Genomic DNA, 24,156 nt, shown 5'->3' on the forward strand with positions numbered 1-24,156 from the left:
AGACAGCAGGGAACGGTCCCATGGACGAACAGAACAAGAATCTCATCCTCGCGACTGTCCTGAGTTTCATCGTGATACTGGTGTGGTTCGTCGTCTTCCCCCCTCCAGAAACGCAGGCGCCCACCGAAACTGCCGCCGTCGAACAATCCGACACCGGAACGGCAACAGTCCCCCCCGCTGTTTCATCCGATAGCGCGGATGTAACCGTGGGCGATGCTGCCGTCGGGGCGGATACGACGGCGCAAACACTGGCGGAGGCGCCCCGCGTGCCCATCGCCACCGATGCGCTGAGCGGTTCCATTTCCCTTCTCGGCGGTCGGATCGATGATCTGTCTTTGAACGATTACCGCACGACGATCGACGAAGACGCCCCCATCGTTACCATGCTCTCCCCCGCAGGCACGCCAGACGCCTATTATGCCATGCAGGGCTGGGCCGCCGGCGCCGGATTGCCCCCCGAAGCCGTTCCCGGTCTCGATACCCTGTGGGAAGTGGTCGAAGGGGAAACCCTTGGCGTGGATTCCCCCATCACCCTCCAATGGCAAAACGATGCCGGTCTGACGTTCCGGCGGACAATCTCCGTTGACGACCGCTTCATGTTCACCATCACGCAGAGTGTCCTGAACGATAGTGATACGGTCGTGTCCCTTGCCCCCTATGGCATGGTGGCCCATCACGGCGTGCCGAGCGATCTGAAAAGCTTTTTCATTCTTCATGAAGGCGCCGTTTCCATGGCCGATGGGGAGCTGCTGGAAACCGATTGGGATGAAATTCCCGAAGCCGAAGTCGATCCCAAATGGGGCCGCCAGGCCATCGTACGTGAAAACGTCATGGAAGGGTGGATCGGGTTCAGCGACCATTACTGGCAGGCCGTCCTTATCCCCGGGGACAATCAGGGCGTCGATCAGGCGCTCACCTATAACCCGCGGTCGGACATCTACCATGCCTTCACCCGTCTGCCCACGCAGACAGTCGCCGCCGGCCAGACCGCAACCGTGACCACGCAGCTATTTGCCGGTGCGAAGGAATGGGAAATCCTCCGCCACTACGAAGATCTGGGCGTTACCAAGTTCATCGACAGCATCGACTGGGGCTGGTTCTTCTTCCTGACAAAGCCGATCTTCTGGGTGCTGCACGAGCTGAACCAGCTTATCGGCAACATGGGTATCGCGATCATCGCCCTGACGCTGCTGATCAAGGCCTTGCTCTTCCCGCTTGCCTATAAATCCTATGTCTCCATGGCGAAGATGAAGGAACTTCAGCCGCAGATGGAGAAGCTGAAGAAAGAAGCGGGTGACGACCGGCAAAAGATGCAACAAGGCATGATGGAGCTCTACAAGCGGGAAAAGGTGAACCCCGCGGCGGGCTGTCTGCCGATCCTGTTGCAAATCCCGATCTTCTTCTCGCTCTACAAGGTGATCTTCGTCACCATCGAATTGCGGCATGCGCCCTTCTTTGGCCCCTTCCAGGACCTTTCAGCGCCTGACCCCACTTCGATTTTCAACCTCTATGGGTTGCTTCCCTTTGCGGCGCCGGAAACGGGCACGATCCTCGCCCTCATCTTCATCGGTATCCTGCCGCTTCTGCTGGGCATTTCCATGTGGCTGCAGCAGAAGCTCAATCCGGCGCCCACCGATCCGACCCAGCAGATGATCTTTGCCTGGATGCCGTGGGTCTTCATGTTCATGCTCGGCGGTTTTGCCAGCGGGCTTGTCGTCTACTGGATCGCGAACAACACGATCACCTTTACCCAGCAGTACCTGATCATGCGCAGTCAGGGCTATAAGCCTGACCTGCTCGGCAACATCAAAAGTGGTTTCGCCCGCAAGTCGAAGCCGGATGCGAAGAAATGATGAAGGTCTCCCGACTTTTCCGCCACCCGCTGAAAAGTCACGGGCGCGAGGACCTCAAGACCGTATATCTCGCCGAAGGGCAGGCCATGCCCTTCGACAGGCTCTGGGCGGTCGCACATGATCACGCCCGCGCCGATGGTTCGGAATGGGCACCTTGCCAGAATTTCTCTATCGGGGCGAAGGCGCCGAAGCTTGTGGCTATTGACGCTGTTCTGGATGAAAAGACAGAAGAGATCACGCTGCGCCACCCCGAGAGGCCGGAAATCACCCTCCATCCGGAGCGGGATGCCGCGCGCCTGCTGGAATGGGTGGCCCCCCTCGTGCCCCAGAACCGCGCCCTGCCGCACCGGGTGTTCCGTCTGGACCGGCGCGGATTCACGGATACGGAATTCCCCTCGGTATCTCTGTGCAACACAGCCTCTCACGCGGAGGTCGAAGACCTCGCCGGGGAGGCTCTTTCGCCTCTACGCTGGCGTGGCAACATTTGGTTCGAAGGCGCTTCGCCTTGGGCGGAATTCGAATGGATCAACCGGGATGTGAAAATCGGCGGGGCCGTTCTGCGGGTCGCCGAAAGGATCGAACGATGCCTCGCAACCACCGCGAACCCCCGTACGGGCGAACGCGATGTGGATACGCTCAAACTGCTGCAGACCATGGGCCATCGTGACTTCGGCATCTATGCGCGTGTCGTCCAGAGCGGGACGGTAAGCGTTGGCGACAGTCTGGAACTGACCTGATGGCCCTACCCTTCCCCCTCGCCGATGAACCGGAGCCTCAGGATGCCGAAGACGGTCGGCTGCTGTTCGCGGGCGGCACCGAATTCGTCAAAGGCGTTGTCGCCATGGACGGGCTGCCCGATCCCGATCGGCTCGAAGTCTGCTTTGCCGGACGTTCGAACGTTGGTAAATCCAGCCTCATCAATGCGTTGACAGGGCGCAAGGGTCTGGCACGTGCGTCGAACACCCCCGGTCGCACGCAAGAGATCAATTACTTTGCGACCGGCGAAGATCTCTACCTTGTCGACCTTCCCGGCTATGGCTTCGCCAATGCGCCGCTGGCGGTGGTCGAAAAATGGCAGCGTCTTTTGCGGCAATACCTTTCGGGTCGTCAAACCCTGCGCCGCGCCTTCGTGCTCATCGATGCGCGCCACGGTATCAAGAAAGTGGATGAGGAAATCCTGTCCCTCCTCGACAGTTCCGCCGTCACGTTCCAGGCTGTTCTGACAAAGGCGGACAAGGTGAAGGAAAAGGATCGGGAAAAGGTGCTCGATCAGGTGCGCGCCGCGCTATCGCGACATCCCGCCGCCTACCCCGAAATCCTTGTGACTTCGTCGGAAAAGGGCTGGGGCATCCCCACGATGCGTGCCATCATCGCCGCTCTGGAATAGCTGGCGCAGCGCGCCACCAAAGGGTCAAAGGATGAGAACGCAAGACATGAACCGCGATTGGATCGCCACCGCCCGCACCCTGTCACAGGCACTACCCTATCTGCAGCGCTATGCGGATGCGACCGTGGTGATCAAACTTGGCGGTCACGCCATGGGCAGCGATGAGGCGATGGATGAATTCGCCCGCGACGTCGCCCTGATGCGGCAGGTTGGTGTGAACCCCGTGATCGTCCACGGCGGTGGCCCGATGATCAATGACATGCTCAAGCGGTTGGATATCAAATCCGAATTCGTGAACGGCAAGCGCGTGACGGATGCGGCGACAATGGACGTGGTCGAAATGGTCCTCTCCGGGCTGGTAAACGCCAAGATCGTGCAGGCAATCAGCGAACAGGGCGGGCGTGCCGTAGGGGTATCGGGCAAGGATTCGGGGCTGATCATCTGCGAAGCGGAAGACCCCGCGCTCGGCCTTGTCGGTCGCCCGACAGAGGTGAACCCGCGTCTTCTCCTCGACCTTGCGGAAAAGGAGATCATTCCCGTCATTGCCCCCTTGGGAATGGGCCGCGGGGGCGAGACGTTCAACATCAACGGCGATACCGCCGCCGGGGCCATTGCCGCGGCCCTGAAGGCGGATCGCCTCCTGCTCCTGACGGATGTCGCCGGGGTGAAGAACGCTGCCGGGGACGTGCTGACAGAGCTTACCGCGGCGCAGATCCGCGAAATGGTGGCCGATGGGACGATTGCGGGCGGGATGATCCCCAAGACCGAAACTGCGCTCGATGCGCTGGAGGGCGGGGCGCGGGCTGCCGTTATCCTCGACGGTCGTGCGCCAAATGCCTGCCTTCTCGAACTGTTTACCGAGCACGGGGCAGGCAGCATCATCCGCAAAGGATGACACTGCCGGAGCTGGAAGCGCTGCTGGACCCTGCGTATCTGCGCATCCTCGGCGGCTTCCACCCCGGGCCGGATGACGGCACCCCGGAGGGCTGCAAAACGCTTTTGCTTCTCGGCCCGGATGAACCTCGGTTCTGGCCGTATTTCATCCAGACACCTGAGTATCGCGACGACGCGCCCGACGCGATGGACAGATGGTCCCTGCGTGTGGTGGGGGACTGCGCAAAAAGGATCGGCGCACAGGCGCTTTTTCCCTTCGGTGGCCCGCCCTACCTGCCCTTCTATTCCTGGGCGTTAAAATCAGGCCGGGCCCACGTGTCGCCGATCCGGTTTCTCGTCCATGATCGTGCGGGGCTGTTTCTGTCATTTCGTGGTGCCCTGGCCCTTTCGGAACGGATCCCCCTCCCCTCACCGGAAAGCACGCCCTGCGCCACCTGTGCAAGCCAGCCCTGCGCCACTGCCTGTCCCGTCCGTGCCTTGACACCCCAGGGATATGATGTGGCAGCCTGCAAGGCATATATACGGTCCGACGCAGGGCGGGATTGTCGGGAAAACGGATGCCTCGCGCGGCGGGCCTGCCCCGTATCGAAGACAGCGGGCCGGCTATCGGCGCAATCGGCCTATCATATGCAGTATTTTATCAAAGGTAGCCCATGAAACGCCTGATCCTTATGCGGCACGCGGAGTCCGATTGGAGCGGCAGCAGCGGCACCGATCACAGTCGGGTTCTGAATGCCCGGGGCCGCCTTGGGGCGGAACGGCTCGGGCAGTGGATGAAGGAACATGACTATCTGCCGGACCGCGTCCTTTGTTCCGACGCGAGCCGCACCCGCGAAACGCTTCTGCTGCTGGAACTGCAAACAAATTCAGTCGAGCATTTGCGCGCGCTCTACCTCGCCGGGCCGCCGGAAATTCTGGAGCTGCTGCGCGAGGCAGAGGGCGAGGCGGTGCTGATGGTCGCACACAACCCGGGCTGCGCCACCTGCGCACAGTGGTTGCCCGTTGCGAACGAGGTGCGGAATATCCGCCCGGCGCAACCAGCGTTATCGACTTCGACGTCGAAGACTGGGGAAATATTGATTGGGGAACCGGTCAGCTGCACGACTATACCAGCCCGCGCGACCTGAATTGAACAGGCGCCCGGGCGGCGCAAACCGCCCGGTCCGCATGGTTTCGGTCAATGGCCGAGGATCTGGCTCAGGAACAGTTGGGTCCGCGGCGACTTCGGATTCTTGAAGAACTCCTCCGGCTCGTTCTGTTCGACGATCTGCCCGTCATCCATGAAGATCACCCGGTTCGCGACCTGACGGGCAAAGCCCATCTCGTGCGTCACGCAGAGCATCGTCATACCCTCTTCGGCGAGCTCGATCATGGTGTCGAGCACTTCCTTGATCATCTCCGGGTCGAGGGCGGAGGTCGGCTCATCGAAAAGCATGATTCGGGGGCGCATGCACAGCGACCGGGCGATCGCCACCCGCTGCTGCTGCCCGCCCGAAAGCTGACCGGGATATTTATCCGCCTGATCCGGGATCTTCACCTTTTCGAGGAAATGCATCGCTGTTTCCTCGGCCTTCTTCTTGGGGACCTTGCGAACCCATATCGGGGCAAGCGTACAGTTCTCAAGAATCGTGAGGTGCGGGAAGAGGTTGAAATGCTGGAAGCACATACCGACTTCGGAGCGGATCTTGTCGATGTTCTTGAGGTCTGAGGACAGCAATGTGCCGTCCACCTCGATGGTGCCTTTCTGGTGCTCTTCCAGCGCGTTGATGCAGCGGATCAGCGTCGATTTACCCGAGCCCGAAGGACCACAAATAACGATACGTTCCCCGCGATAGACTGTCAGGTCGATATCCCGCAGCACGTGGAAGCTGCCGTACCATTTGTTCATGTTCTGGATGGAGATCGCGACTTCGTCGGAGACCTTCATCTGGGGGTTGGGTGTCACGTGGGTTTCAGCGATGTCAGCCATTCTTCGGGCCTCCTTAACGATGATCTGTCGCGAGGCGGCGTTCCAGCCACTGCGAGTATTGCGAGATGCCGTAGCAGACAATGAAGAAGAGCAGCGCAGCAAAGCCGAGCAGTTCCCAATAGACGCCGTTCCAGTCCGTCGAAGCGAGGATCGGGCCACGGATCATGCCGACCAGATCGAACATGGAGATGATCGATACCAGCGTCGTATCCTTGAAGAGACCCACAGCGATGTTCACGATGCCCGGAATGGAGATCTTCAGCGCCTGCGGCAGAATGATGAGCCGCATTGCCTGCGGGTAATCGAGCCCGAGGCTATCGGCCGCTTCGTACTGCCCCTTCGGAAGCGCGGCGAGCCCGCCCCGGATCACCTCGGCGATATAGGCCGAAGAGAACATGGTGATCATAATGACCACCCGCAGGAACAGGTCCACGCCGGAGCCGGGCGGGAAGAAATAGGCCAGCATCACGTTCGCCACGAACAGCAGCGTGATCAGCGGCACCCCGCGAATGAACTCGATGAAGATGACGCAGATCCATTTGATCAACGGCATGGAGGACTGACGACCCAACGCCAGTGCGATACCGATGGGCAGTGAAAGCGAAACGCAGGTCACGCCCAGCATCATGTTCAGCATGAAGCCACCCAGATCGCGCGACGGCACCGCTTCGAGCCGCAGGCCCGAAGTGATCCGGGCGAGGTCGGGAATGGCGAGCCCGCCGACATACCAGACCGCCAGCGCGGCGATGACACCACCGAAGAACCCTGTCGCGAAACTGCGATGGACGAGTTTTTCGTAGACGAAATAGCCCACGACGAACCCCAGCAGTGCGACGATGGGTGTCCAGATCGTACCGCCCCAGATCAGCCAGTAGGCAAGGAACGGATAGATGCCCGTGAAGAACAGGAGCTTTCGCGGCAGGTCGAAGAACAACACCGGGGCAGCCGCCAAGAACATCAGAACGAAGGCGAGCAGCGGGCGCCAGTAAAGCTCAGGCGGATATTTGAACCCGAAGAGCAGCTGGTTCCACCGGTCGGTCAGTACCGAGAAACAGGCAGCCGAACGCCCGTCGAGCACTTCACGGCATTCCGCGAGCGAGCTTGTGGTCCAGACCCCGCCAAGGATCCACGGCAAGGTTCCCGCAAGCACGAGGTAGATCACGTATATCGCCGCCACGGTAAGCAGGGCGTTCAGCGGCGTCGCGAACAGGTTTTCCCGGCCCCATTTGTAGATGCCCCGCTCCGCCACCGGCGGAGGCACGGGCGGCAAAGCCGTTTCACGGACGAAAGCGACTGATTCTGCGTGTGTATCAGACATCTCAGCGCTCCTTCAGCTTCATGGCATTGTTGTAGACGTTCATGACCGCGGAAATGCAGAGCGAGATCACGAGGTAGAACAACATCAGCAGCAACACGCATTCAATGGCACGGCCTGTCTGGTTCAGGGTGATACCCCCCAGTGTCGCAGTGATGTCGGCGTAGCCGACGGCGATGGCCAGCGAAGAGTTCTTGGTAATGTTCAGGTACTGGGAGATCAGCGGCGGAATGATCACCCGGAGCGCCTGCGGCAAAACGACGAGGTTCATCACACGCCGGGGGCGTAGGCCAAGGGCCGAGGCCGCCTCTGTCTGACCTCTGGAAACCGCCTGAATACCTGCACGGACATTTTCAGCGATGAACGCGCCGGTATAGATCGACAGGGCGAACCACAGGGCAATCAGCGGGCCACCGATCTTGATACCACCGCCAAAATTGAACCCGCGCAGTTCGGGAATGTCCCACTGCAGCCCGAGGGCGAAAAGAAGAACGATCACCGGCACGAACCAGATCGCGAGGTTCAGCCAGAAGGTCTTTGGCCGTACACCTGTTTTCGCCTGCTTGTCGTTCGCCCGGGCCGAAACCGCGCGCGTGGCGAACAAGGATGCAACCAGAACGCCGATGACCAGCAGCCAGTTGATCCAGCTCCCGTCCTCTCCGCCAAAGCCACGGGTAAAATACGGACCGGGGACATAGACGCCGCGGTTGGTGAAGGCAAAAAGATCGAACAACATCGAGGAAGACGGCGTGTCCCCCCTGAAGGCGCTGGGGGCCGGCATCACCGCCGTCATGATGGTGAAGATGATGATGATCCAGATCAGCACCGGAATGTTACGGAAAATCTCAACGTAAAAGGCCATCAGCTTGCGCACGAGCCAGTTCTTCGACAGCCGCAGCACCCCTGCGATGACGCCGAAGACCGTGGCGGTCACACAGGCAAGGAATGCGACCAGAAGGGTATTCAGCACACCGACGACCGCGGCGCGCAGGTTCGTGGACTGGCTGTTATAGTCGATCAGCGTCTGGTTAATGTCGTAGCCGGCAGGGCTGTAGAGGAAGTCGAAAGAGATATCGAGCCCCTGCTCCTGCAGGTTCGCCATCAGGTTGGAATAAAGATACCCGAGTGTAAGGGCGAGGACCACGGCAGCGATAACCTGAAGGGTCATCGAGCGGTACCGCGTATCGTTCAACAGCGAAGATAGCCGGAACGAACCCCTTTGGGGGTCGGTAAGTGACGTCATGAAACTGTTCCCTGTGTCCCGGCCGGTTTTTTATGCGGCGCATCGGTAGTGCGAAGGTGGCTCGGGTTCTTGTCGGTCGTCATGGGGTACGAAGGGCGCGGAAATCCGCGCCCTTCGGTCGTGATATTTAGCGGAACGGGGGCGAGTACAGCAGGCCGCCGTCTGTCCACTGTGCGTTCAGACCACGTGCGAGGCCGATGGGGGTTTCTTCGCCGATGTTCTTGGCAAAGATCTCACCGTAGTTGCCTTCGGACATGATCGCCTTCTTGGCCCAATCGGCTTCGAGGCCCATCATCTCACCCAGGTTGCCCTCGGTGCCCAGCAGGCGGGCGACTTCGGGGTTGGTGGTGTTGGACGCCATGTCGCCGACGTTCGCGGATGTCACGCCGAGCTCTTCGGCAGTGATCAGCGCGTTCAGAGTCCAGCGAACCACGTCGCCCCACTCGTTGTCACCGTGGCGGACCAGCGGGCCCAGCGGCTCTTTGGAAACGATTTCCGGAAGCAGCGTGTGCTCATCGGGGTTTTCAAAGGTCGCGCGTGTCGCGGCCAGACCGGAAGCGTCCGTCGTGTAGACGTCGCAGGCACCGGCAAGGTACTGCTGCTGCGCTTCAGCGTTGGTTTCGATCGGAACCGGCTCGTAGTTGATGTTGTTCGCGCGGAAGAAGTCCGCGAGGTTCAATTCGGTCGTTGTACCGGTCTGGATGCAGACGGTCGCACCGTCGAGGTCCTTCGCGGAGGAAACGCCAAGCGCCTTAGGCACCATGAAGCCCTGACCGTCGTAGTAGTTGACGCCGACAAAGTCGAACTTCAGATCAACGTCACGGCTGAAGGTCCAGGTGGTGTTCCGGGCCAGCATGTCGATTTCGCCGGAGGCCAGCGCGGTGAAGCGTGTCTTGCCCGTGGTGGGGATGAACTCGACGGCGGTGGGGTCACCCAGAACGGCGGCGGCAACGGCACGGCAGACGGCCACGTCGAAACCATTCCATTCACCATTCGCATCGGGAGCGGCGAAGCCGACCAGGCCGGTGGTCACGCCGCAGTTCAGCTTGCCGCGCGCTTGCACGTCTTCCAGCGTTCCGGCCGCTGCAGCGCCGGCTGCGAGGCCCGCAAAGGTCAGCGCGCCAAGAAATACGGATTTTTTCATTTTTACCTCTTCCTGATAGTCCGCCACATCTTAGGGCGGTTATTCCGACACCGGGGCGCCGGAGGCGATACTGGCAGAATTGTTCCTGCTCAGTGGTCAGCACTGTGGTCGGAATTGGGATCGGAGGTCAAGTGTCGGATCGGTGAATCTGCCCCGGTTTACGTCGCAAGAGCCGCTCTCAACCGTCCTTTTTTGCAAGATCGAACATCTGTTTGGCGTGAAGAAAGCTCTGCCGCTTCACTTCGGCCAGGGCCTCCGCCTCTTCGTCGGCCCCCCATTGTTCGATCTGCCAGAGTTCATCAAGCCGCGATACGGTCCAGATTTCCTCTGCCTTTCCCGCGCCCAGTGCTGCGGCAAATCCCAGAACGAGCGAGCCGGAAAGAGACACAAGATCGTGAAACGCGGCCAGCTCGAAATCGTTCAATGCATGGGTCCGTCGCGACAGGGCGGCAAGGGCGTCTGCCTCCTGCGGGGCGTGCATGATTCCCGTGCGGGGCGAAAGATCGGCCCCCAGGTCCTGCCGCGCCCAGTCGAGGTATGGGTCCCATTGCGCCTGCTGACGGGCGACCAGTTCTTCCGGCCCATCTGCGCGATAACACAGCAGGTCCGCATCGCCGTAAGCCGCCAGCATCTCGGCCACTTCCGCATGCTGGGGGACGACCTTGTCAACGGCGGCGTTGACCGTCCGCGTGGCGGGCATGGTGCGTGGATCGATGACGCCGTCCTGCGCCATCCATTCGGATGCAACGGCCTCTGCCATTGCGCGGGTGGGCATGGTCAGCGGATTTTTCGCAGGTGTCCGAATGGGCCGCCCGTCAAGCTCGACGGCAAAGCCTTCGTCGGCGGCAACGACTTCTGCCGCTTTCCAGAAACGTTTCGCCTTCCAATCGCTCATGCGGCAACCTTCCATGTTTCTTCCAGCGCGGGCAGCAAGGTATCGAACCCGTCAACGATGCGGCTGGCTGCCGTGAGGTTCTGCACCGGATGGTAGCCCCAGCTCACCCCGATTCCTGTCACACCCGCCGCGGCGGCCATATCCATATCGAGACTCGTATCGCCAACCATCACCGTATCAGCGGGCGCCGCCCCGGTTTCGCGCATCGCCTCAAGGATCATCGAAGGATGCGGTTTTGAAGGATGGAAATCCGCGACCTGCCGGGTTGCGAAAAATCGGCCCAGTCCATGCGCCTCAAGCAACAGGTCGAGCCCGCGCCGCGATTTACCGGTAGCGACGCCCAGCAGCACGTCGTCCCGCGCGGCGAGCTGTTCCAGAGTCTGCAGCGCCCCGGGATAGAGCGGGGAGGACTCGGCAACCCCAGTCCGCGCCCGCAGATCCACATAGGCATCCTTGTAGGCCGCCTCCATCGCCACGTGCAGATGCGCCGGGACATCGGGTGCCAGCACAGCCATGGCCCGGTCAAGCGAGAGGCCAACGATCGACAGAACCGCGGCACGATCGGGTGCGGGCAGCGAACAGGCGGCAAAGGCATGGCCCATCGCCGCGACGATATCCGACTGGCTGTCCACCAGCGTGCCATCGACGTCGAAAATCACCAGCCGCAGGGGTGCCGTCACGCCCAGCCCTCTTCGAAGGGGTCGGCGGGCACATCCGACGCAAGCCATTGAAACGTGTCCCAGGTCCGCGCCATGTGATCGGGCAGAGGTGCCGTGAGGTTCAGCCGCGCCTTTGTTACCGGATGTTCCAGCGTCAGCGAACGGGCGTGCAAATGCAGCTTCTTGGATATGTCGCCACCCAGTTGTGCGCCCCAGCCATCGCCGAGATTGTCCTGCCCCGAGCCGCCGTATTTGCCATCCCCCACGATAGGGTGACCGATTTCAGCCATATGCGCGCGCAGCTGATGCGTTCTGCCGGTGACGGGGATCAACGCGCACCAGCAGGTGCGGTTCGCCGCCTGCGCCAGCACGGCATAATCCGTCGTCGCGCGCTTGGCGCCATCGGTCGTGTCCACTTCGGCGGGATGGATGCAATGCATCTTCTCCCCCTCGCCGCGCGACCCATGGCCCCCGGCCTTGACCAGCCCGAACTTGATCGTGCCGTTCTTGGGGTGCGGAACGCCCGCGACCGCCGCCCAGTAAATCTTCCGGGTTTCGCGATGCCGGAAACTCGCGGTCAGATCGGCCGCCACAGCCCGCGTCCGCGCCATCAGCAACACGCCCGACGTATCCTTGTCCAGCCGGTGCACAAGGCGCGGCTTCTCATCCAGATCGAAGCACAGCGCGTCGGCCAAGGCATCCACATGCCGGTCGGACTGCCCCGATCCGCCCTGCACCGGCAACCCCGGCGGCTTGTTGAGCGCGATCACATGATCATCGCGATAGATCACGCAGCTTCGGATGAACTTGGCGTCCGCGTCACTGATCCGGGTGCGTTTGGGTGGGGGCGGTGCATCGCTGTCGGGCAACGGCGGGATACGGACCTGCTGGCCGACCTCGAGCCGTGTGGCGGCCTTAACCCGCCCCCCATCGACGCGTATCTCGCCCTTTCGGCACATTTTTTCCAGCCGACCTTGCGAAATCTGCGGAAACTGTCGCTTGAACCATCGGTCAAGACGCTGGTCGCCCTCGCCGTCTTCCACGGTTCTGGTCTGGACCCGGCTCATGTCAGCAATCCCCGCATGATGAGCACCCCGGCCATCAGCCCCATGATCGAAAGCCCGACGGACAGCGTGACATATACAAGGGCCGATGCCGCCTGCCCGCGTTCGAGCAGGGTCACCGTTTCCAACGAGAAAGCGGAAAACGTAGTAAAGCCACCAAGGATACCCGTCATTACGAAGGGCGACAAATGCGTCAGCCCCCGCTGGGCCGCGAAGATGACGAAGGCCCCCATCAAAAAGGAACCGATGACGTTCACCGAAAGGATCGCGATGGGGAAATCCCCCGTCGCACCCATCCTGTAGACGGCGACGCCGAAAAGGTACCGCAGAGAGGCGCCGATCGCCCCGCCGAGTGCCACGAGTGTAAGCGTTATGAACATAGGCGGTCCATCGTCCCTGCGCTGCTGGATGTCAAGTTTCGGACGACCGGTCCGTATTGGACCGCTTGCTGCGCAACCGCGCGAAATATTCCGTCCGCTTCTTCAGGTCGCGCTCAAAACCACGTTCGACCGGGGCGTAGAACGCGACGCGATCCATGGTGTCGGGGAAATAATGCTGGCCTGAAAACGCGTCCTCCGCGTCATGGTCATAGGCATAGCCGGCACCGTAGCCCTGCTCTTTCATCAGGCCGGTGGGCGCATTCATGATATGCTTCGGCGGTGGCGCTGATCCGGTCTTGCGCGCCGACTTGCGCGCGGCCTTGTAGGCCACGTAAGCGGCATTGGATTTCGGCGCGAGTGCGAGATAGAGAACCGCCTGCGCCAGCGCCAGCTCCCCTTCGGGGGAGCCGAGGCGTTCATATGTTTCCCAGCCCTGCAGGCAAATGGCCTGCGCCTGCGGATCGGCGAGGCCGATGTCCTCCACCGCCATGCGGGTGATCCGCCGCATGAGATAACGCGGGTCCTCGCCCCCCTCCAGCATACGTGCAAGCCAGTAGAGCGCGGCATCCGGGTCAGACCCCCGCACCGATTTGTGCAGGGCAGAGATGAGGTTGTAATGAGCGTCACCCGATTTGTCGTATTGCGCGGCCCGGCGGGCCAGCCGCGTCGAAAGCGCCCCTGTATCGAGGGGGTCAGCGACATCCCAGCTCACGATCTGCTCAACTAGGTTCAGCAAGGCGCGCCCGTCCCCGTCGGCCATTTCCAACAAGGCGGAACGCGCCTCGGCGGTCAGGGGCAGCGACCGGCCAAGCTCCTCTTCCGCCCGGATGGCAAGCTGTTCGAGGCTTTCGACTGACAGCCGTTCCAGCACCAGCACCTGCGCGCGGGAAAGGACCGCGGCATTAAGCTCGAATGACGGATTCTCGGTCGTGGCCCCTACCAGCAGGATGGTGCCATCCTCCATATGCGGCAAAAAACTGTCCTGCTGGGCCTTGTTGAAGCGATGTATCTCGTCGACGAAAAGCAGCGTCCCCTGCCCCTTTGCAGCACGCAGCTTGGCCGCCTCGAAGACCTTGCGCAGTTCGGGAACCCCGCTAAAAATGGCACTGATTTGCACGAAATGCAGATCGGTTTCATCAGCGAGCAGGCGTGCAATGGTCGTCTTTCCAACGCCCGGCGGACCCCAGAAGATCAACGAGGAAAGCGCCCCCGAGGCCAGCATAGTGCTCAGCGGAGCCTCCGGGCCGATGACACCGGGCTGCCCGATCACCTCGGACAGGCTCTTGGGTCGCAACCTGTCGGCAAGGGGCCGATGGCCTGCCCCCCGTTCCGGGACCCCTTCGTTCATCTGGCTGTCAAACAGGTCCGCCATATCCCACTCCGGTCTGCACATGGCCGCGTCCGGCCAACCGTGCTTCGTTACTACTACGTATTCCCCATCTTGCGTAGGTACGCCACCTGCTGGTCAGCGCCCTTCCAAATGGTTGAAAATCCTCGCCGAAGGCAAAAAAGCAGAAAGCCCCGCAAAGCGGGGCTTTCCAGCAAACGGGTTGCCCCGGTTGATCAATCCTCGGCAGAGGCCTCAGCCGCGACGCGCGCCTTGTCGGCGGCACCTTTCGCGTCACGATCACGGTCCACGAATTCGATGATCGCCATCGGTGCCATGTCACCATACCGGAAACCGGCCTTCAGAATGCGAACATATCCACCCTGACGGTCTTTGTAGCGCGGGCCCAGCACGTCGAACAGCTTCGCGACGTACTGGTCTTCCTTCAGCTTCGACGCGGCCTGACGGCGCGCGTGCAGGTCGCCCCGCTTGGCGAGCGTAATCATCTTTTCGATGATCGGGCGCAGTTCCTTGGCCTTGGGCAGGGTTGTCTTGATCTGCTCATGTTCGATGAGCGAGCCTGCCATGTTCGCCCAAAGCGCCTTGCGGTGCTCATGTGTGCGGTTGAGGCGGCGGTATCCACGTGCGTGACGCATGTTCTATCTCCTAATGTTGCCCTCTACGGGCTGTTTTGCTTTGTCCGGCCCGCGATGCGTGTCTTGGGCTCTCCTTGGGGCCAGAGGCCCGGAAACGCTGCGGCAGGTATGACCCGCCGCAGTGAATATCAGAAGGAATCCTCGAATTTCTTCGCCAGATCCTCGATGTTGTCGGGCGGCCAGTCCTCGACGTCCATGCCGAGATGCAGACCCATGCCCGACAGCACTTCCTTGATCTCGTTCAGGGACTTGCGGCCGAAGTTCGGGGTGCGGAGCATCTCCGCTTCGGTCTTCTGGATCAGGTCGCCGATGTAGACGATATTGTCGTTCTTCAGGCAGTTTGCCGACCGCACGGAAAGCTCGAGCTCGTCCACTTTCTTCAGCAGCAGCGGGTTGAACTCCAGACCGTCGTCGTCATCCTGACGGGACGCGGACTCGGGCTCGTCAAAGTTGACGAAGATACCAAGCTGGTCCTGCAGGATGCGTGCGGCAAAGGCCACCGCGTCATCGGGCGTGATGGAGCCGTCGGTCTCGATCTTCATGGTCAGCTTGTCATAGTCGAGCACCTGACCTTCACGGGTCGGCTGCACGTCATAGGACACCTTCTTGACCGGCGAATAGATCGCGTCGATCGGGATGAGACCGATGGGCGCGTCCTCGGGCTTGTTCTTGTCGGCAGCGACATAGCCCTTACCGGTGTTGACCGTCAGTTCCATGTAAACGTCCGCCCCATCGTCGAGGTGGCAGATCACGTGGTCCCGGTTCAGAATTTCGATGCCGGAGGATTCGCTGATGTCGCCGGCCGTGACGACGCCGGGACCAGTGGCTGAGATCGACAGACGCTTCGGCCCTTCGACTTCCATGCGCAGGCTCACGCCCTTGAGGTTCAGGATGATGTCGGTCACGTCTTCGCGCACACCGGCGACCGAAGAGAATTCGTGCAGAACGTTGTCGATCTGAACGGATGTGATGGCGGCACCCTGCAGCGAGGACATCAGCACGCGGCGCAGGGCGTTGCCCATGGTCAGGCCGAAGCCCCGCTCGAGCGGTTCCGCCACAACGGTCGCCTGGCGTGCGGGGTCATTGCCCGGCTTCACGTCCAGCTGTGTCGGCTTGATCAGTTCAGCCCAATTCTTATGGATCATGCGTCCCTCCATTCTTGTCCGTGCCTCATGTCCAAACGGCACGAACGCTCGAGGTTTCAAAAAAGCGTTTCGGGGCCGCGCACGTGGCGCAGCCCCTGTTGACAGTCCTGTCGCTTAGACGCGGCGGCGTTTGGGCGGACGGCAGCCGTTGTGGGCCATCGGGGTCACGTCACGGATCGAGGTGATGTTGAACCCGGCAGCAGCCAGAGCGCGCAGCGCGGATTCACGACCCGAACCGGGGCCCTGCACTTCGACTTCCAATGTCTTGACGCCATGATCCTGCGCTTTGCGGCCCGCGTCCTCGGCGGCCATCTGGGCGGCGTAGGGCGTGGATTTCCGCGACCCCTTGAAGCCCATGGTGCCGGCGGAGGACCATGCAATCGCATTGCCCTGAACGTCGGAAATCAGGATCTTGGTGTTGTTGAAGCTGGAGTTCACATGCGCAACGCCGGCGGCGATGTTCTTGGAAACCTTCTTCTTTACGCGTGTCTTTTCACGTGCCATCGGTCAGACCCTCCCTTATTTCTTCTTGCCGGCAATGGCCTTTGCGGGGCCTTTGCGGGTGCGAGCGTTGGTGTGGGTGCGCTGACCACGGACAGGCAGGTTGCGACGGTGGCGCAGGCCACGGTAGCTGCCAAGGTCCATCAGGCGCTTGATGTTCATCTGGGTGTCGCGGCGCAGGTCGCCTTCGACGGTGTAGTTTTCATCGATGTGCTCACGAATCTTGAGCACCTCCGCGTCGCTCAGCTCATTGACGCGACGGGAGGTTTCGATGCCAACGGCTTCGCAGATGGCTTCGGCGGAGGAATTGCCGATGCCGGTGATATAGGTGAGGGCGATGGGAACCCGCTTTGCAGTCGGGATGTTTACGCCGGCAATACGTGCCACGTGTCATATTCCTTTTCGTTGCGGGTCCGTCATGCCAGACCCTTTTTTCACAACGTGAAGCCCGAGGCGGATTGCCTACGGGCTACAGCTGATCAGGTGATCTTGTAGGGAGCGTGATCGGCGCCCCGCACAATTCGATTCTCTTGCGAGATAGCGCTGGTTAGGGCGGATTCGGGGGGAGGTCAACCCGCCCCTTCGTCAATAGAAGGGACGCTGTGGAAACCGCGCCCCCAACCGCCGATCAGCTATCGAGGATGGAGGCGATAGAGGCCTGAACCTCTTCGATCGGCGCGAGGCCGTCGACAGGTTTCAGCAACTCATGTGCGAAATAATATCCCAGCAACGGCGATGTCTTCTTGTAGTATTCCATCAACCGGTTGCGCAGGCTTTCCTCGTTGTCGTCCGCCCGGCGCCTGAAGTCCGCCGCCCCGCAGTTGGAGCATTTGCCATCCGCTGGCTGCGGCTTCGTCACGTCGTGGTAGACTTCACCGCACTGCCCGCAGGTGGAACGCCCGGCAATCCGCTGGACGAGCACTTCGTCCTCGACCCGGAGTTCGATAACCGCATCGAGCTTCTGCCCCATCTCAGCCAGCAAATCCTTGAGTGCAACGGCCTGCATCAGGGTCCGAGGGAAACCGTCAAAAATGAAGCCGCCTTGGTCGCCACCAGCTTCGAGCTTTTCGCGGATCAGGCCGATCACGATTTCGTCCGTGACCAGATCACCACGTGCCATCACGTCGGCGACCATCTTGCCCATCTCGGTACCGCTGTCCTTGGCTTCGCGGAGCATGTCGCCAGTGGAAAGCTGTACCATGTTCCGTGTTTCAACAAGGTGCCGCGCCTGCGTGCCCTTCCCGGCGCCCGGAGGCCCAAGCAGAATAATATTCATCGACGTACCGGGCTCCGTTTCTTGCGTGTACCTTTGCCTCTCCCTGCACCTTTACCGCGCAGTTGAGAACGTTCAAGCAGACCTTCGTATTGATGGGCCAGCAAATGGCTTTGGACCTGCTGGATTGTATCCATCGTGACGGAGACAACGATCAGTACCGAGGTGCCCCCGAAATAGAAGGGAATGGCGAACTGCCCGCGCAGAATTTCAGGCAGCAGAACGACGGCTGCAAGATAGGCGGAACCCAGAACGAGAACGCGGTTCACCACGTACTCGAGGTATTCCGCCGTACGCTTGCCGGGGCGGATACCCGGGACAAAGCCGTTCTGGTTCTTGAGGTTCTCCGCCACGTCATCGGGTTTGAAGCTGACGTTGAACGTGTAGAAATACGCGAAGAACACGATCATCGCGACGAGGAACAGCAGATAGAGCGGCTGACCGGGGCCGAAGTTGGCCAGCATCCACGACATCACCGGATTGGTGGAATTGCCCGAGAATGTGCTGATCGTGACCGGCAGCAACAAAAGCGACGATGCGAAGATCGCGGGGATGACGCCCGCCGGGTTGACCTTGACGGGGAGGTGAGAGGACCCGCCGTCATACATCTTCATGCCCACCTGGCGGCGGGGGTACTGAATGTGGATCTTGCGCAGTGCGCGCTCCATGAAGACGACGAACATGATCGTCAGGATCACCATGACCAGCACGCCCACGATGACAGCAGGGCTGATGGCGCCCGACCGGCCCGAGGCGAAGAACTGCGCAATGGCCGCCGGAACCTCGGCGATAATGCCCACAAAGATGATGAGCGAAATGCCGTTGCCGATACCGCGTGCGGTGATCTGTTCACCCAGCCACATCAGGAACATCGTACCGCCGACAAGGGTAATGATGGTGGACAGACGGAAGTAAAGGCCGGGGTCGGCGGCGATATCCCCCGCTTCGAGGCTGACGGCGAGGCCATAGGCCTGCAACGTGGCCAACGCCACCGTACCGTAGCGCGTATACTGATTGATCTTCTTGCGCCCCTGTTCGCCCTCTTTCTTTAGCTGTTCCAGCGACGGCACCATCGAGGTCAGAAGCTGAACGATGATCGAGGCCGAGATATAGGGCATGATGCCGAGGGCGAAGATACCCATCCGGCCCAGAGCACCACCGGTAAACATGGAAACCATGCCGCCGATCCCCTGCCCCGCGCTTGCCATGAACTCGCGCAGCGCAGAACCGTCGATGCCCGGAACGGGAATGAAGGTTCCCAGCCGGTAGACGATCAGAAGGCCGAGCGTGAACAGGATTCGGTTGCGAAGATCGGTCGCCTTACCCAGCGCGGACCAGCTGGTGTTGGCGGCCATGTTCTCGACAGCAGATACCATTGTGGGGCTCTTTTCTCTTGCGAAAACGCCGCCCAGGCCGTTTTCCGGCGGGCGGCGTTGGGAAAACTCAGGGTTATGTAAGCGGGACGGCTCCCGCTCACAAGGCTAATCCCGGATCAGGCTGAGGCTTCTGCCGCTTGGGGCGCCGTGACTGTAACGCTGCCACCGGCCTTTTCGACCGCTTCAATGGCAGATTTGGATGCGCCGGCAACCTGCAGATCGACCTTGGCGGAAAAATCGCCCTTGGCCAGAACCCGGATACCGTCACGCTCGCGGCGCACGAGGCCAGAGGCGACCAGTGCAGCACCGTCGATGGCAGAACCCGCATCCAGCTTGCCCGCGTCGATAAACTTCTGGATCAGGCCCAGGTTGACGACGGCGTATTCCTTGCGGTTCGGCTTGTTGAAGCCACGCTTCGGCAGACGCTGATAGAGCGGCATCTGGCCGCCTTCGTAGCCCTTGATCGCCACGCCCGAGCGGGACTTCTGACCCTTGATACCGCGGCCACCCATCTTGCCCTTGCCGGAGCCGGGACCACGGCCAACGCGCATCCGCTTCTTCGCGGCGCCGGGATTGTCGGAAAGTTCGTGCAGTTTCATGTCGCTTCTCCTTCTGCCGGATATACCCCCCAGCGACGGGAGCGGGCAAACGCGGCGTTTCGATTCTGTGGAGCCCATGGGGCTACCGGGGGCGTATAGACGGGGATCCGAAATGGTTCAAGGGCGGACACCAAAACGGGAGTCCCTACGGCTTTATCTATATGATACGTATTTAACCTACAAGGTAAAATGCTGAGATGGTTTTTACCCTTGACAATTATAGTTAAATATCATTTAACCCTCAGTGAAATTGAAGGGTGAAATGAGTCCGATATGAAAATGAGCGATGCTCTTGTTAGGCAAAATGTATTCGAATGGTTGCAGCAGTATTATGAGGTTCGAGACGTCTCAGGCTCTTCAAGAAATGAGGTTCAAGACGTTTCGTCAGGCTCTGGGGTGCCGAAGCTTTCGAGGTTAGAAGTCCAGAAAGATGGCACGACTTTACGCTATGCAGTAAAACTAACTCGCGCTTATGGGAGAATTTCATTTAGTCGATCAGACGCCGGGCAATGGAAACTGCTTTCTGAGGTAGATCGTGTTGTATACGTACACGTCGACCCCGACGATGAAGGTCAAGCTCGAATTCTAGTTTTCAATCAAAATACGATAATGGACGCTTTTGAAACAACTTATCAAAAGCTTAACGAGGCGGGACAAGGTCATATACCTGTGTGGCTCAGCCCCAAGAAAGAAGAGGGCTTACGGTTTTTTGGATCCGGCTTTGAAGGGCAAGCGATTGCCGCACATACGATAGAACTAATTAGCTTCGGCACACTTGATGAGCGCTTATCCGAAAAACGCGAGCTTGGTGACGATGATAAGGACGAACTTAGTAGAGCTATAGAGGGAGTGAAGAAATTAGCCGCAAGTATGCTCGGTATTCCAACTGAGAAAATCAGCGTTAATATAACATTGTCTCATTGATTAACTGAGCGCCCCGCTGTTTCCAGCGGGGCGCTCATATTCACGAAGCCCGGGGCTCCGCCGTGAATTCCTCAAAGGCTCCACTGGAGCCTTTGCCGGGCCCGAGGGCCCGGACAGCAATTCAGCCCTTCTCTTCGACGATCTCCACCATGTGGGGGATCGAGTTGATCATGCCGCGCACGGAAGGCGTATCTTCCAGTTCCCGCGTGCGGTGCATCTTGTTCAGGCCCAGGCCGATCAGCGTGGCACGCTGCTTGGCGGGGCGGCGGATCGGGGAGCCGATCTGCTTGATCACGATAGTCTTGGCCATGTCGAGATCTCCTTAGGCGTCAGCTTGGGCAGACGCGGATTCGGACGGGCTGTTGTGCGAAATGTCGCTCTGCTCGTCGATCTTGGGCTGCGAGAGGATGTCGGCGACTTTTTTGCCGCGACGCTGGGCCACCGCACGGGGGGACTGCTCCTTACGGAGGCCATCCATGGTCGCACGGATCATGTTGTAGGGGTTCTGCGAACCGATGGACTTGGAAACCACGTCCTTCACGCCCAGCATTTCGAAAACGGCACGCATCGGACCACCGGCGATGATACCGGTACCTTCCGGCGCTGTCCGCATGACGACCTTGCCGGCGCCGTGGCGACCGTGCATGTCGTGGTGCAGTGTGCGGCCTTCGCGCAGCTGAACGCGGATCATCTGGCGCTTGGCCTGCTCCGTCGCCTTGCGGATGGCCTCCGGCACTTCCTTGGCCTTGCCCTTGCCGAAGCCTACGCGGCCCTTCTGGTCCCCGACCACGACGAGCGCGGCAAAGCCGAAACGCTTACCGCCCTTCACGGTCTTGGAAACACGGTTGATCGCGACCAGACGGTCGGCGAATTCGGGGTTCTCGTCGCGTTGATTGCGGCGGTTGCCCCCGCGGTTGTCGTCTCTTGCCATCTGGCGTCCTTTCGGTTCGGCACGGCGTGCCATTTCTTCGATCCCGGTGAGCGGTCCAGAACGGCCCCCGGATCATCGAGACGGCCCCGAAGGGCCGCCTGCAACATCAGATTTTCAGACCGCCTTCGCGGGCTGCATCGGCAAGGGCTTTCACCTTGCCGTGGAACAGGAAGCCGCCCCGGTCGAAGTAGGCTTCTTCGATGCCCGCCTTCTTGGCGCGTTCGGCGATTGCCGCACCGACCTTGCCGGCCGCTTCGACGTTGTTCTTGCCGACAACGCCCAGCTCCTTCTCCAGCGAGGAGGCAGAAGCGAGAGTACGACCGTTCACATCGTCGATCAGCTGAACGCTGATGTTCTTGTTGGAGCGGTGCACGCTGAGGCGCATGCGCCCGGCGTTGACCTTGCGAAGCTTGTTCCGAACGCGCAGGCGGCGTTTCAGAAACAGTTGTCTTTTGCTGTTTGCCATCTGTTGCGTCCTTACTTCTTCTTGCCTTCTTTGCGGAAGATGAACTCACCCTTGTAGCGGATGCCCTTGCCCTTGTAGGGCTCCGGCTTGCGCCACGCGCGGATGTTCGCGGCCACCTGGCCTACGAGTTGTTCGTCCGTACCTTCCACGACGATTTCTGTCTGCTTCGGCGCGGTGACGGTGACGCCCTCGGGGGGCGTGTAGTCCACGTCATGCGACAGACCGAGGTTCAGCTTGAGCGTGTTGCCCTGCATCTGGGCACGATAGCCCACACCCTGGATTTCAAGCTCTTTGCGGAAGCCGTTGGTGACGCCGGTGACAAGGTTGTTCACCATCGTGCGGCTCATGCCCCACTGCTGGCGTGCACGCTTGGACTTGCCGCGCGGCGTGATGCTGACGACATTGTCTTCCACGGTCATGGTGACGTCATCCGTCGCCTTGAAGCTGCGGGTGCCCTTGGGGCCCTTCACTTCAATGGTCTGGCCCGAAACGGAAGCCGAGACGCCGGAAGGCAGTTCTACGGGTTTTTTACCAATACGAGACATATCGTTCCCCTTAGAATACGGTGCAGAGCACTTCGCCGCCGACATTCTGGCTGCGCGCGCTTGCGTCCGACATCACACCCTTGGGGGTGGAGACAATCGACACGCCCAGGCCCTGACGGACAACCGGGATGTCATTGACGCCCATGTAGACGCGACGACCGGGCTTGGAGACCCGCTTCAGCTCGCGAATAACAGGTTCGCCCTCGTAGTACTTGAGGCTGATTTCGATGGCGGGGTGGCCGTCGGCGCCCGTCGTCATCTCGTATCCGCGAATATAGCCCTCGTCGGCCATGACCTCCAGCACCCGCTCGCGCAGCTTGGACGCGGGCGTGATGACGGTGGACTTGCCGCGCAACTGGCTGTTGCGGATGCGTGTCAGCATATCTGCGATAGGATCGTTCATCTGATGCGCCCCCTTACCAGCTCGACTTGACCATGCCGGGGATCTGACCGGCAGAGCCGAGATCCCGCAGCGCGATCCGCGAAATTTTCAGTTTGCGATAGTAAGCATGCGGACGGCCCGTGATCTGGCAGCGGTTGTGCAGGCGCACGGCGCTCGAGTTGCGGGGCAGTTTCGCCAGCTTCAGGGAAGCGCGGAACCGCTCTTCCATGGGCTTGCTTTCATCGTTGACGATGTCCTTCAGCGCCGCGCGCTTGGCGGCATACTTCTTGACCATTGCTTCGCGCTTCTTCTCGCGCTCGATCATGGATTTCTTAGCCATATCTAATCTCCCCCGCGCTTATGAGTTGAAGGGCATGTTGAAATGCTTCAACAGGCTCTTCGCTTCAGCGTCGGTCTTCGCCGTCGTGGCGATCACGATGTCCATTCCCCATGTCTCATCGACCTTGTCGAAGTTGATCTCGGGGAACACGATGTGCTCTTTCAGGCCCATGGCATAGTTGCCACGACCGTCGAAGCTCTTGCCCGGAACGCCGCGGAAGTCACGGATACGGGGCATTGCGATCGTGATCAGACGATCGAGAAATTCATACATGCGGTCGCCGCGCAGCGTGACCTTGGCACCCAGGGGCATGTCTTCGCGAACACGGAAACCCGCGATCGATTTCTTTGCCACTGTGGTCAGCGCCTTCTGGCCGGCGATTGCGGTCAGGTCTTCCTGAGCCGATTTCGCCTTCTTGCTGTCGCGGACAGCTTCCGCACCGCAACCGATGTTCAGCACGATCTTGTCGAGACGTGGGATCTGCATCTCGTTGGTGTAGCCGAACTCTTCCTTCAGCGCGGCCCGGATGCTTTCGCGGTACTGCGCCTTCAGGCGGGGTGTGTAGTTTGCATCGTCAAGCATCAGATCACGTCCCCTGTGGTTTTGGCAAAGCGGACTTTCTTGTCGCCGTCCATCTTGAAGCCGACGCGGGTCGCCTTGCCGTTGGCATCGACGAGCGCGAGGTTGCTGAGGTCAATGGGCATCGCCTTGGGGATGCGTCCGCCCTGCGAGGTCTGCGACTGGCGTGTGGCGCGGATCGCGATGTTCACACCGTCAACGACAGCCTTGTTGGACTTCGGGTCAACGGAAGAAATGTTCCCCGTCTTGCCCTTGTCCTTGCCGGCCAGAACGATGACCTTGTCGCCTTTGCGAAGTTTTGCAGCCATG

At 60.5% G+C, this 24,156-nt stretch carries 31 protein-coding genes; 7 read left to right on the forward strand and 24 right to left on the reverse strand.

The window, feature by feature from the left end; all coding sequences use genetic code 11:
• Positions 1-20: 20 nt before the first annotated feature.
• Genes yidC through A3728_RS12575 form a run of 6 tightly spaced genes read left to right on the forward strand, consistent with a single transcriptional unit; the run spans position 21 to position 5,261 of the window.
• Positions 21-1,853, forward strand: coding sequence for a membrane protein insertase YidC (gene yidC / locus A3728_RS12550; RefSeq protein ID WP_067924107.1), 1,833 nt, complete (start codon positions 21-23; stop codon positions 1,851-1,853).
• Positions 1,850-2,590 (forward strand): MOSC domain-containing protein, encoded by a 741-nt coding sequence (locus A3728_RS12555; RefSeq protein WP_067924109.1) that lies wholly within the window; start codon positions 1,850-1,852, stop codon positions 2,588-2,590. The genes yidC and A3728_RS12555 overlap by 4 nt, the downstream gene beginning before the upstream one ends.
• Positions 2,590-3,240, forward strand: a complete 651-nt coding sequence (yihA, locus tag A3728_RS12560) for a ribosome biogenesis GTP-binding protein YihA/YsxC (protein ID WP_067924112.1) — start codon at positions 2,590-2,592, stop codon at positions 3,238-3,240. Before A3728_RS12555 ends, yihA begins: the two co-directional genes overlap by 1 nt.
• A 31-nt stretch (positions 3,241-3,271) precedes the next feature.
• Entirely contained in the window at positions 3,272-4,135 is an 864-nt protein-coding gene (gene argB / locus A3728_RS12565) for an acetylglutamate kinase (protein WP_201722107.1), read from the forward strand.
• Positions 4,132-4,791 (forward strand): ferredoxin, encoded by a 660-nt coding sequence (locus A3728_RS12570; protein ID WP_067924117.1) that lies wholly within the window; start codon positions 4,132-4,134, stop codon positions 4,789-4,791. Before argB ends, A3728_RS12570 begins: the two co-directional genes overlap by 4 nt.
• Positions 4,788-5,261, forward strand: a complete 474-nt coding sequence (locus A3728_RS12575) for a SixA phosphatase family protein (RefSeq protein ID WP_236628146.1) — start codon at positions 4,788-4,790, stop codon at positions 5,259-5,261. The genes A3728_RS12570 and A3728_RS12575 overlap by 4 nt, the downstream gene beginning before the upstream one ends.
• Positions 5,262-5,311: 50 nt before the next feature.
• Here the strand turns inward: A3728_RS12575 and A3728_RS12580 are convergent, their stop codons facing one another.
• The 16 genes from A3728_RS12580 to rplO form a co-directional block, all read right to left on the reverse strand.
• Positions 5,312-6,103 carry an amino acid ABC transporter ATP-binding protein gene (locus tag A3728_RS12580; protein ID WP_067924120.1) on the reverse strand — a complete coding sequence of 264 codons (792 nt, stop codon included), beginning with the start codon at positions 6,101-6,103 and terminating at the stop codon, positions 5,312-5,314.
• Between the two features lie 13 nt (positions 6,104-6,116).
• On the reverse strand, positions 6,117-7,421 hold the full coding sequence (locus A3728_RS12585; RefSeq protein WP_067924123.1) for an amino acid ABC transporter permease: 1,305 nt from the start codon (positions 7,419-7,421) through the stop codon (positions 6,117-6,119).
• Position 7,422: 1 nt separating this feature from the next.
• The gene (locus A3728_RS12590; RefSeq protein ID WP_067924126.1) at positions 7,423-8,661 is read right to left on the reverse strand and encodes an amino acid ABC transporter permease; all 1,239 of its coding nucleotides are present in this window, start codon (positions 8,659-8,661) and stop codon (positions 7,423-7,425) included.
• 127 nt (positions 8,662-8,788) lie between these two features.
• Positions 8,789-9,805, reverse strand: coding sequence for an amino acid ABC transporter substrate-binding protein (locus tag A3728_RS12595; RefSeq protein ID WP_067924129.1), 1,017 nt, complete (start codon positions 9,803-9,805; stop codon positions 8,789-8,791).
• A gap of 178 nt (positions 9,806-9,983) precedes the next feature.
• Entirely contained in the window at positions 9,984-10,700 is a 717-nt protein-coding gene (locus A3728_RS12600; protein ID WP_067924130.1) for an ATP12 family chaperone protein, read from the reverse strand.
• The gene (locus A3728_RS12605) at positions 10,697-11,380 is read right to left on the reverse strand and encodes an HAD-IA family hydrolase (protein ID WP_067924133.1); all 684 of its coding nucleotides are present in this window, start codon (positions 11,378-11,380) and stop codon (positions 10,697-10,699) included. Before A3728_RS12605 ends, A3728_RS12600 begins: the two co-directional genes overlap by 4 nt.
• Positions 11,377-12,426, reverse strand: a complete 1,050-nt coding sequence (locus tag A3728_RS12610; RefSeq protein ID WP_067924136.1) for an RluA family pseudouridine synthase — start codon at positions 12,424-12,426, stop codon at positions 11,377-11,379. The genes A3728_RS12605 and A3728_RS12610 overlap by 4 nt, the downstream gene beginning before the upstream one ends.
• On the reverse strand, positions 12,423-12,803 hold the full coding sequence (gene crcB / locus A3728_RS12615; RefSeq protein WP_067924139.1) for a fluoride efflux transporter CrcB: 381 nt from the start codon (positions 12,801-12,803) through the stop codon (positions 12,423-12,425). The genes A3728_RS12610 and crcB overlap by 4 nt, the downstream gene beginning before the upstream one ends.
• A 31-nt stretch (positions 12,804-12,834) precedes the next feature.
• Entirely contained in the window at positions 12,835-14,175 is a 1,341-nt protein-coding gene (locus tag A3728_RS12620; protein ID WP_067924141.1) for a replication-associated recombination protein A, read from the reverse strand.
• A gap of 191 nt (positions 14,176-14,366) precedes the next feature.
• On the reverse strand, positions 14,367-14,786 hold the full coding sequence (rplQ, locus tag A3728_RS12625) for a 50S ribosomal protein L17 (protein WP_067924143.1): 420 nt from the start codon (positions 14,784-14,786) through the stop codon (positions 14,367-14,369).
• A gap of 128 nt (positions 14,787-14,914) precedes the next feature.
• Positions 14,915-15,931 (reverse strand): DNA-directed RNA polymerase subunit alpha, encoded by a 1,017-nt coding sequence (locus A3728_RS12630; RefSeq protein WP_067924145.1) that lies wholly within the window; start codon positions 15,929-15,931, stop codon positions 14,915-14,917.
• A gap of 114 nt (positions 15,932-16,045) precedes the next feature.
• Positions 16,046-16,435 carry a 30S ribosomal protein S11 gene (gene rpsK / locus A3728_RS12635; RefSeq protein WP_067924149.1) on the reverse strand — a complete coding sequence of 130 codons (390 nt, stop codon included), beginning with the start codon at positions 16,433-16,435 and terminating at the stop codon, positions 16,046-16,048.
• 15 nt (positions 16,436-16,450) lie between these two features.
• The gene (rpsM, locus tag A3728_RS12640) at positions 16,451-16,819 is read right to left on the reverse strand and encodes a 30S ribosomal protein S13 (protein WP_067924151.1); all 369 of its coding nucleotides are present in this window, start codon (positions 16,817-16,819) and stop codon (positions 16,451-16,453) included.
• A gap of 241 nt (positions 16,820-17,060) precedes the next feature.
• A complete protein-coding gene (locus A3728_RS12645; RefSeq protein ID WP_067924153.1) occupies positions 17,061-17,708 on the reverse strand; it encodes an adenylate kinase in 648 nt (215 codons plus the stop codon).
• The gene (gene secY / locus A3728_RS12650) at positions 17,705-19,081 is read right to left on the reverse strand and encodes a preprotein translocase subunit SecY (RefSeq protein ID WP_067924155.1); all 1,377 of its coding nucleotides are present in this window, start codon (positions 19,079-19,081) and stop codon (positions 17,705-17,707) included. The genes A3728_RS12645 and secY overlap by 4 nt, the downstream gene beginning before the upstream one ends.
• 116 nt (positions 19,082-19,197) lie before the next feature.
• Positions 19,198-19,680, reverse strand: coding sequence for a 50S ribosomal protein L15 (gene rplO / locus A3728_RS12655; RefSeq protein WP_067924158.1), 483 nt, complete (start codon positions 19,678-19,680; stop codon positions 19,198-19,200).
• A 273-nt stretch (positions 19,681-19,953) separates the two neighbouring features.
• Here rplO and A3728_RS22785 point away from each other — a divergent pair, with 273 nt between their 5' ends.
• Complete coding sequence (locus tag A3728_RS22785; RefSeq protein ID WP_150120775.1) at positions 19,954-20,604, forward strand: hypothetical protein; 651 nt, start codon at positions 19,954-19,956, stop codon at positions 20,602-20,604.
• A gap of 121 nt (positions 20,605-20,725) precedes the next feature.
• Here A3728_RS22785 and rpmD read toward each other — a convergent pair whose 3' ends face one another.
• From rpmD to rplX, 8 genes are all read right to left on the reverse strand, one after another.
• The gene (gene rpmD / locus A3728_RS12660; RefSeq protein ID WP_067924159.1) at positions 20,726-20,914 is read right to left on the reverse strand and encodes a 50S ribosomal protein L30; all 189 of its coding nucleotides are present in this window, start codon (positions 20,912-20,914) and stop codon (positions 20,726-20,728) included.
• Between the two features lie 12 nt (positions 20,915-20,926).
• Entirely contained in the window at positions 20,927-21,535 is a 609-nt protein-coding gene (gene rpsE, locus A3728_RS12665) for a 30S ribosomal protein S5 (protein WP_067924161.1), read from the reverse strand.
• A 106-nt stretch (positions 21,536-21,641) separates the two neighbouring features.
• Positions 21,642-22,001: a 50S ribosomal protein L18 gene (gene rplR, locus A3728_RS12670; protein ID WP_067924163.1), complete on the reverse strand. Its 360-nt coding sequence runs from the start codon at positions 21,999-22,001 to the stop codon at positions 21,642-21,644.
• 11 nt (positions 22,002-22,012) lie between these two features.
• Positions 22,013-22,546, reverse strand: coding sequence for a 50S ribosomal protein L6 (rplF, locus tag A3728_RS12675; protein WP_067924165.1), 534 nt, complete (start codon positions 22,544-22,546; stop codon positions 22,013-22,015).
• 10 nt (positions 22,547-22,556) lie between these two features.
• Entirely contained in the window at positions 22,557-22,949 is a 393-nt protein-coding gene (gene rpsH / locus A3728_RS12680) for a 30S ribosomal protein S8 (protein WP_067924167.1), read from the reverse strand.
• 13 nt (positions 22,950-22,962) lie between these two features.
• Positions 22,963-23,268, reverse strand: coding sequence for a 30S ribosomal protein S14 (gene rpsN / locus A3728_RS12685; protein ID WP_067924169.1), 306 nt, complete (start codon positions 23,266-23,268; stop codon positions 22,963-22,965).
• Positions 23,269-23,286: 18 nt separating this feature from the next.
• Positions 23,287-23,850: a 50S ribosomal protein L5 gene (gene rplE / locus A3728_RS12690; RefSeq protein WP_067924170.1), complete on the reverse strand. Its 564-nt coding sequence runs from the start codon at positions 23,848-23,850 to the stop codon at positions 23,287-23,289.
• Positions 23,850-24,155, reverse strand: a complete 306-nt coding sequence (gene rplX / locus A3728_RS12695) for a 50S ribosomal protein L24 (protein ID WP_067924173.1) — start codon at positions 24,153-24,155, stop codon at positions 23,850-23,852. The genes rplE and rplX overlap by 1 nt, the downstream gene beginning before the upstream one ends.
• Position 24,156: the final 1 nt, after the last annotated feature.

This window comes from Sulfitobacter sp. HI0040 (assembly GCF_001634885.1).
Classification (GTDB): domain Bacteria; phylum Pseudomonadota; class Alphaproteobacteria; order Rhodobacterales; family Rhodobacteraceae; genus Sulfitobacter.

What these genes read in the sequence shown, in the direction of transcription:
- rplE (WP_067924170.1), bottom strand. Translation starts at nt 23,850, where the DNA reads ATGCTTGACGATGCAAACTACACACCCCGCCTGAAGGCGCAGTACCGC.
- A3728_RS22785 (WP_150120775.1), top strand. Translation starts at nt 19,954, where the DNA reads ATGAAAATGAGCGATGCTCTTGTTAGGCAAAATGTATTCGAATGGTTG.
- A3728_RS12575 (WP_236628146.1), top strand. Translation starts at nt 4,788, where the DNA reads ATGAAACGCCTGATCCTTATGCGGCACGCGGAGTCCGATTGGAGCGGC.
- yidC (WP_067924107.1), top strand. Translation starts at nt 21, where the DNA reads ATGGACGAACAGAACAAGAATCTCATCCTCGCGACTGTCCTGAGTTTC.
- rplO (WP_067924158.1), bottom strand. Translation starts at nt 19,680, where the DNA reads ATGAAACTGCACGAACTTTCCGACAATCCCGGCGCCGCGAAGAAGCGG.
- A3728_RS12555 (WP_067924109.1), top strand. Translation starts at nt 1,850, where the DNA reads ATGATGAAGGTCTCCCGACTTTTCCGCCACCCGCTGAAAAGTCACGGG.
- argB (WP_201722107.1), top strand. Translation starts at nt 3,272, where the DNA reads ATGAGAACGCAAGACATGAACCGCGATTGGATCGCCACCGCCCGCACC.
- rpsK (WP_067924149.1), bottom strand. Translation starts at nt 16,435, where the DNA reads ATGGCACGTGAAAAGACACGCGTAAAGAAGAAGGTTTCCAAGAACATC.
- rpsN (WP_067924169.1), bottom strand. Translation starts at nt 23,268, where the DNA reads ATGGCTAAGAAATCCATGATCGAGCGCGAGAAGAAGCGCGAAGCAATG.
- A3728_RS12595 (WP_067924129.1), bottom strand. Translation starts at nt 9,805, where the DNA reads ATGAAAAAATCCGTATTTCTTGGCGCGCTGACCTTTGCGGGCCTCGCA.
- yihA (WP_067924112.1), top strand. Translation starts at nt 2,590, where the DNA reads ATGGCCCTACCCTTCCCCCTCGCCGATGAACCGGAGCCTCAGGATGCC.
- A3728_RS12590 (WP_067924126.1), bottom strand. Translation starts at nt 8,661, where the DNA reads ATGACGTCACTTACCGACCCCCAAAGGGGTTCGTTCCGGCTATCTTCG.
- A3728_RS12600 (WP_067924130.1), bottom strand. Translation starts at nt 10,700, where the DNA reads ATGAGCGATTGGAAGGCGAAACGTTTCTGGAAAGCGGCAGAAGTCGTT.
- rplR (WP_067924163.1), bottom strand. Translation starts at nt 22,001, where the DNA reads ATGGCAAACAGCAAAAGACAACTGTTTCTGAAACGCCGCCTGCGCGTT.
- rpmD (WP_067924159.1), bottom strand. Translation starts at nt 20,914, where the DNA reads ATGGCCAAGACTATCGTGATCAAGCAGATCGGCTCCCCGATCCGCCGC.
- A3728_RS12645 (WP_067924153.1), bottom strand. Translation starts at nt 17,708, where the DNA reads ATGAATATTATTCTGCTTGGGCCTCCGGGCGCCGGGAAGGGCACGCAG.
- A3728_RS12570 (WP_067924117.1), top strand. Translation starts at nt 4,132, where the DNA reads ATGACACTGCCGGAGCTGGAAGCGCTGCTGGACCCTGCGTATCTGCGC.
- A3728_RS12620 (WP_067924141.1), bottom strand. Translation starts at nt 14,175, where the DNA reads ATGGCGGACCTGTTTGACAGCCAGATGAACGAAGGGGTCCCGGAACGG.
- rpsE (WP_067924161.1), bottom strand. Translation starts at nt 21,535, where the DNA reads ATGGCAAGAGACGACAACCGCGGGGGCAACCGCCGCAATCAACGCGAC.
- rplX (WP_067924173.1), bottom strand. Translation starts at nt 24,155, where the DNA reads ATGGCTGCAAAACTTCGCAAAGGCGACAAGGTCATCGTTCTGGCCGGC.
- secY (WP_067924155.1), bottom strand. Translation starts at nt 19,081, where the DNA reads ATGGTATCTGCTGTCGAGAACATGGCCGCCAACACCAGCTGGTCCGCG.
- A3728_RS12585 (WP_067924123.1), bottom strand. Translation starts at nt 7,421, where the DNA reads ATGTCTGATACACACGCAGAATCAGTCGCTTTCGTCCGTGAAACGGCT.
- crcB (WP_067924139.1), bottom strand. Translation starts at nt 12,803, where the DNA reads ATGTTCATAACGCTTACACTCGTGGCACTCGGCGGGGCGATCGGCGCC.
- A3728_RS12610 (WP_067924136.1), bottom strand. Translation starts at nt 12,426, where the DNA reads ATGAGCCGGGTCCAGACCAGAACCGTGGAAGACGGCGAGGGCGACCAG.
- rplQ (WP_067924143.1), bottom strand. Translation starts at nt 14,786, where the DNA reads ATGCGTCACGCACGTGGATACCGCCGCCTCAACCGCACACATGAGCAC.
- A3728_RS12630 (WP_067924145.1), bottom strand. Translation starts at nt 15,931, where the DNA reads ATGATCCATAAGAATTGGGCTGAACTGATCAAGCCGACACAGCTGGAC.
- rplF (WP_067924165.1), bottom strand. Translation starts at nt 22,546, where the DNA reads ATGTCTCGTATTGGTAAAAAACCCGTAGAACTGCCTTCCGGCGTCTCG.
- A3728_RS12580 (WP_067924120.1), bottom strand. Translation starts at nt 6,103, where the DNA reads ATGGCTGACATCGCTGAAACCCACGTGACACCCAACCCCCAGATGAAG.
- rpsH (WP_067924167.1), bottom strand. Translation starts at nt 22,949, where the DNA reads ATGAACGATCCTATCGCAGATATGCTGACACGCATCCGCAACAGCCAG.